Here is a 5666-nt window from a genome sequence, read left to right as displayed (position 1 = left end):
TCGTCGGTGGTCAGGGGGCGGCGGACGGGGCGGGCGACGCCGCGGCCTGCGGTGCGGCGCCCGCGGACGCCTCGGACGCCTCGGACGCCGCGGACGTGGCGGCCCAGCTGGCAAGCAGCGCGAGGCGATCGGCCGTCTCGGAGCCCGGCTCGGCCACGTAGCCGTTGAGCCGGAGGTTGGGTTCGGCGGGGAGCGCCATCGACTCGTACCTCAACTCGAGGCGTCCGACCACAGGATGGTTGATCCGCTTGGTGCCCGCGCGGTGCTGGCGCACGTTGTGCTCGGCCCACAACCGGGCGAACAGGCGGCTGCGGGTGCTCAGCTCGCCGACGACGGCGCTGATCCCCTGGTCGTAGGGGAACTCCGCGGCGAGCATTCGCAGCGTCGCGGCCGAATCCGCAGCCACCCGCTCCCACTCGACGAAGAACTCGGTCGCGGCGGGTTCCAGGAACGTGAACCGGATCATGCTGGGCCGCTGCATGGCGAACACCGGCGCGAACACCGCCCGGCCCATGGCGTTGCCCGCCAGGACGTCCATCCGGTGGTCGCGGACGTAGGCCGGCGAGCCGGTCATCGCGTCAAGCAGCCACTGGACCTCCGTCCGCACCCCCGGCCGGGCGGTGGCCGACCGGCCACCCCGCGTGGACGCGATCCTGGCCAGGTCGAACAGGTGGGCCCGTTCGGCGTCGTCGAGCTGCAGTGCGCGGGCCACGGACTCCAGTACCGCGTCCGAGGCCCCGGCCAGGCTCCCGCGCTCGAGCCGCACGTAGTAGTCGACGCTCACCCCGGCCAGCAGGGCGACCTCCTCGCGGCGCAGGCCGCTCACCCGCCGGTTCGCTCCCGCGAACGGCAGCCCCGCCTGCTGCGGGGTGATCCGGGCGCGCCGGGTGCCCAGGAACTCCCTGACCTCCTGCCTGATCTCCATGGACGGGTCCCGGCCCGCTCAGGGACGCAGGAGCGACTTGATCGCCCGGCGGGAGTCCATGGCGGCGTACGCCTCGGCGACCTCGGACAGCGGCAGCTCGAGATCGAAGACCAGGCCCGGGTTGATCGTCCTGCCCCAGACCCGTCGCATCAGGTCGGGCAGGTAGGTGCGGCAGTGCGCGGGGCCGCCCTTGATGCCCACGTTGCGCCAGAACAGTTCGTTGACCGGCAGGTCGCCGTGGGGCACGCCCACCAGACCGATGTTCCCGCCGTCCCGGACGGCGCCGACGGCCTGCAACCGGGCGCCCTCGGTGCCCACGCACTCCAGGACGCAGTCGGCGCCGATGCCGTCGGTGAGCTCCTTCACCTTCGCGCCGCCCTCGTCGTCGCGCTCGGCGACGATGTGGGTCGCGCCGAACGAGCGGGCCACCCGCTGGCGGGCCTCGTGGCGGCTCATCGCGATCACGGTGTCGGCGCCCAACTGGACGGCCGCCAGCACCGCGCACAGCCCGACCGCCCCGTCGCCGACGACGGCGACGCTGCTGCCCGGCCCCACGCCGGCGCTGACCGCGGCATGCCATCCGGTGCACATCACGTCGGACAGGGCCAGCAGGCTGGGCACCAGGTCGTCGGCGGGCTGGTCGGGTGTGGCGACGAGCGTTCCGTCGGCCCACGGGATCCGGATCTGCTCCGCCTGCGCGCCGGCGTAGTGGGCGCCGTGCAGGCAGTTGGCCGTCGCGCCCTTGCGGCACACCGGGCAGGTGTTGTCGGACGGGTTGAAGCCGCCCACCACGAAGTCGCCGGGCTTGACCGTCGTGACCTGCGGACCGACCTCAGTGACCACGCCGCAGAGTTCGTGGCCGATCGGCGTGGGCTGGGGGACCGGCGCGATCCCGCGGTAGCGCCACAGGTCGGAGCCGCACACGCAGGCTGCCACCGTGCGGACGACCGCGTCGGTCGGCTCGAGGATGGTGGGGTCGGGACGCTCCTCGTAGCGGACGTCCCCTGGCGCATGGATCACGGCTCCGAACATGGCACCAGCCCACCACACCTCGGGCCGCGATGGGAGGCCCTGCCAACACCCCTCTCGCCGGGTCAGGGTGAGGAACCCTGCGGGGCGCGGGTCAGGACGCCAGGCGTCCCCCCGTCGCGGCGGCCAGGGACTCGGTGTGGCCGGCGGCCACCTGCAGGGAAAGGACGGTCCGGGCGGTGACGGTGCGCTCCAGTGAGCAGCCCGGCTCGAGGACGAGTCCGCAGTCGGCGCCGACCGCGAGCCGGAGCAGCGCCGCGCCGGTCAGTTCGGTGTGCCGCAGCTGCGGCCGGTCCTCGCCGCGCGCAACCGGAAGCCGTGGAGTGGTGGAGGCCAGCAGCCGGCCCTGGCCGTCCCGGACCGGCGTCGGCTCGTTGTCGTTGTCGGCGGAGCCGGTGCAGAGCAGGTAGAGGGTGGCCGGGCCCATCGCCGCCCCGAGCTGGTACAGGCTGCGGGGCGTCCAGCCCGTGGTGACGATCGCCCGGAGTGCCGCTCGAACGGTTGTGATGGTCGTCACCGACGTCTTCTCCCCCTGAGCCCGGCTGGTCCGCTGTGACCAGCTCCGCGGTGTGATCGACGCGCGTCGACAACTCGCGTCGACTGCATCGTCGCACACCACGATGGGCGGCACAAGACCACCAGAGCAGCCGGTCAGCGGGCTGTTCGGCGTGGACCGCCGCCAGAGTGTGACGTTGTCCCCCGAGTTCGGGAGGAAACGTCACAGTCAACGGCATGCAGCAGCGTCCGGCGTGATCCGTTCAGCCGACGCTGCGGACGCTGTCGCGCTCCACGATCGGCGCCTCGAGCAGGACGGCGTTGCGGGGGAGCGGGTGGCCCTCCACCATGGCGACGAGCATCCGGACGGCCGCGTCGGTGAGCGCGGAGACCGGCGGCGTGATGGTGGTCAGCGGGGGGTCGAGCTCCGCGGCGTCCTCGCCCATGCCGATCGAGACGAGCGAGAGGTCGCCGGGGATCGAGCGGCCGCCGAGCTGGGCGGCATGGACCAGGCCGATGGTGGCGGGCTCGTTGAAGACGATGGCTGCCGTGGTGGGCGCGCCGGACGCAGCCAGCGCACGGTAGGCGGCGCGGCCGGTCGCGTGCGAGCGCGGTCCGGCGAACGTGGTCAGCGTGACCCCGAAGCGGCGCGCGGTCGCCTCCAGCTCGTCCGCCGTGCGGACCATCGGACCGTGGCCCTCGGCGACGCGGTCCTCCGCGACGAACAGGATGTCGCGGTGTCCGCGGTCCACGAGGTACTCCAGTGCCGTCCTGGCCGCCGCACCGAAGTCGGTGTCGACGTAGGCGAGGCCGGACGGGTCGGCCGTGCGCCCGAGCAGGACGAAGCGGACGCCGCGCTCGGCGAACAACGCGACCCGCGGGTCGTCCCACTCGACCTCCATCATGATCACGCCGTCGACCAGTTGCTGTGCGACCAGCGCGCTGAGCGTGGTGAGGTCGTGGGCGGCGTTGGGCCACAGCAGCAGGTGGAAGCCCAGCTCGTGGGCCGTGGCGGTGGCGGTCTCGAAGTAGCGCACCTCGATCGGCGTCCAGCCCTCGTCCTTGAGGGGGTAGTTGAGCGCGAGGATCCCCTTGCGCGAGCCGGCCAGTCCCTGCGCGAAGGCGTTCGGGGTGTAGTCGAGCTCCCGCATCGCGGCGAAGACCCGGTCGCGGGTCTCGTCCGAGATCCGCCGCCGGCCGCTGATCGCGTACGAGACCGTGCTGGAGGAGACGCCGGCCAGACGGGCCACGTCATCCCGAGTCGCCATCGCCTCCACCTCCGATCGGCAGCAGCCTATCCGGGGCGTCCCGCGGAGTTGCCGTCCGGACGCCTGCCGACGGCGCCTCCCGGCCCCTTGCCTTCGCCGGCGACCTCCCGGTGTCCGGCGCCGGTTCCTGCGTGCCCGGTGCGAAAGGACGGCTCCCGCGGGCCTGCCGCGAGGGGACTGTGGCTTTTCCTCAGGCGCTGCGATCGATCAGCCGGCTCAGCACGATCGCGGACCGGGTGTGGTCGACCATCGCGGTGTGCCGGACGCGTTCGAGCGCGCGCTCCAGTGAGGGCATGTCAGCGGAACGGATGTGCGCGAGCGCGTCCGCCTCACCCGTGACGGTCACGGCCCCGACGACCTCGGGGACGGCCGTCAGCATGCGGCGCAGGTTGTCCGGGGTGACATTGCCGCGGCAGAACAGCTCGACGTAGGCCTCGGTCGCGCGGCCCTCCGCCGCGGGGTCGATCACGATCGTGAAGCCGCGGATGGTGCCGTCCTCGACCAGCCTGTCGATGCGGCGCTTCACCGCGGACGCGGACAGGCCGACCTCGGCGCCGATGTCCCCGTACGGTGCGCGCGAGTTGGCCTTGAGGCATTCCACGATGGCGCGGTCGACCTGGTCCATGCGGGAAGGCTAACGCAAGAAATCGCCGACACATTGTGCCAATGCGCAAGGATCGAGCGTGGAATCCACGGCATTCGTACCGGACCGGTTGTGATCATGGCGTCATGACGCTGATCGATGAGCCGACAGTGGACGCGCGCGCCGGATCGCGTCCTCGCCTGGGCAGGGCCCGTCGGGTGCTGATGTGCCGCCCGGAGCACTTCACCGTGAGCTACCGGATCAACCCCTGGATGCACCCCGCCGTGCCCACCGACACCGGGCTCGCGCTGCGCCAGTGGCAGACGCTGTACGACACCTACGTGCGCCTCGGCATCGCCGTGGAGCTGATCGACCCGCTGCCGGGCCTGCCCGACATGGTCTACGCGGCCAACGGCGGGTTCGTCCTGGACGGCACGGCCTACTCGGCCCGGTTCCGGTTCGACGAGCGCGCGGCCGAGGGCCCCGCGTACGCGGCGTGGTTCGAGCAGCGAGGGCTGCGGGTCGCCCACGCGCGCCACGTCAACGAGGGGGAGGGCGACTTCCTGCCGGTCGGGGACACGATCTTCGCCGGCACCGGGTTCCGCAGCGCCCCGTCCAGTCACCGCGAGTTGTCCCGCAGCTTCGACCGTGAGGTCGTGCCGCTCCGCCTGGTCGACCCGAACTACTACCACCTCGACACCGCGTTCGCGGTGCTCGACTCCGACGGCGGCCCCGCGTCCGTCGCCTACCTGCCGGACGCGTTCGACCAGGCCGGGCGGCGGGAGCTCGAGCGGAGGTTCCCCGACGCCGTGCTGGCGACGAGGGAGGATGCCGCCGTCCTCGGGCTGAACTGCTTCAGCGACGGCCGCAACGTGGTGATCGCGAGCAGGGCGACGACCTTCGGGCGAGATCTCGAGCGCCGCGGCTACGTGCCGCACGGTGTCGATCTCTCCGAACTCCTGCGTGGGGGCGGCGGCGTGAAGTGCTGCACGCTGGAGTTGCGCTTCTGATCCAACGGGTGGGGTGCCCCGCTCCGTCCGGTGCCGATGGTGCCGGACGGAGCGTGTGGGCAACCCGGGTCCGCGCCGTCGGTGCGCGCCGCCGCGCACCCTGAGCCCGGGCGACGCCGTCAGGCCGGTTGGACCGAGTTGGTGGGTTGGACCGAGTGGGGGACGGTTCCGCTTTCGGTCCGCCCCCTGGCCCGGCGGCCGGTTGGACCGAGTTGGGGACGGTTCCGCTTTCGGTCCGCCTCCTGGCCCGGCGGGTGGTTGGACCGAGTGGGGAACCGTCCCCTTCCTGGTCCACGACGGGCCCGGCGGGTGGTTGGACCGAGTGGGGGACGGTTCCGCTTTCGGTCCGCCCCCTG

Annotated in this window: 6 protein-coding genes; 1 reads left to right on the top strand and 5 read right to left on the bottom strand. The window is 72.6% G+C overall.

Features of this window, described 5'->3' with window-relative positions; all coding sequences use genetic code 11:
• Nucleotides 1-10: 10 nt before the first annotated feature.
• The 5 genes from QM633_RS14000 to QM633_RS13980 form a co-directional block, all read right to left on the bottom strand.
• Nucleotides 11-925 carry a helix-turn-helix transcriptional regulator gene (locus QM633_RS14000; protein WP_415154379.1) on the bottom strand — a complete coding sequence of 305 codons (915 nt, stop codon included), beginning with the start codon at nucleotides 923-925 and terminating at the stop codon, nucleotides 11-13.
• 18 nt (nucleotides 926-943) lie between these two features.
• Nucleotides 944-1957, bottom strand: coding sequence for a zinc-dependent alcohol dehydrogenase family protein (locus QM633_RS13995; protein ID WP_415154378.1), 1014 nt, complete (start codon nucleotides 1955-1957; stop codon nucleotides 944-946).
• Nucleotides 1958-2048: 91 nt separating this feature from the next.
• Nucleotides 2049-2471 carry a hypothetical protein gene (locus QM633_RS13990; RefSeq protein WP_415154376.1) on the bottom strand — a complete coding sequence of 141 codons (423 nt, stop codon included), beginning with the start codon at nucleotides 2469-2471 and terminating at the stop codon, nucleotides 2049-2051.
• Between the two features lie 241 nt (nucleotides 2472-2712).
• Entirely contained in the window at nucleotides 2713-3717 is a 1005-nt protein-coding gene (locus QM633_RS13985) for a LacI family DNA-binding transcriptional regulator (RefSeq protein ID WP_415154375.1), read from the bottom strand.
• 190 nt (nucleotides 3718-3907) lie between these two features.
• Nucleotides 3908-4342, bottom strand: a complete 435-nt coding sequence (locus QM633_RS13980; protein ID WP_415154374.1) for an Lrp/AsnC family transcriptional regulator — start codon at nucleotides 4340-4342, stop codon at nucleotides 3908-3910.
• A gap of 104 nt (nucleotides 4343-4446) precedes the next feature.
• Here QM633_RS13980 and ddaH point away from each other — a divergent pair, with 104 nt between their 5' ends.
• On the top strand, nucleotides 4447-5310 hold the full coding sequence (ddaH, locus tag QM633_RS13975; RefSeq protein ID WP_415154373.1) for a dimethylargininase: 864 nt from the start codon (nucleotides 4447-4449) through the stop codon (nucleotides 5308-5310).
• The last annotated feature ends 356 nt before the right edge of the window (nucleotides 5311-5666 follow it).

The sequence above is a fragment of the Propionicimonas sp. genome (assembly GCF_047606205.1).
Taxonomy (GTDB): domain Bacteria; phylum Actinomycetota; class Actinomycetes; order Propionibacteriales; family Propionibacteriaceae; genus Propionicimonas.
The sequence above is the reverse complement of the archived record's forward strand: the minus strand, read 5'-3'. Positions and strand labels throughout refer to the sequence as shown.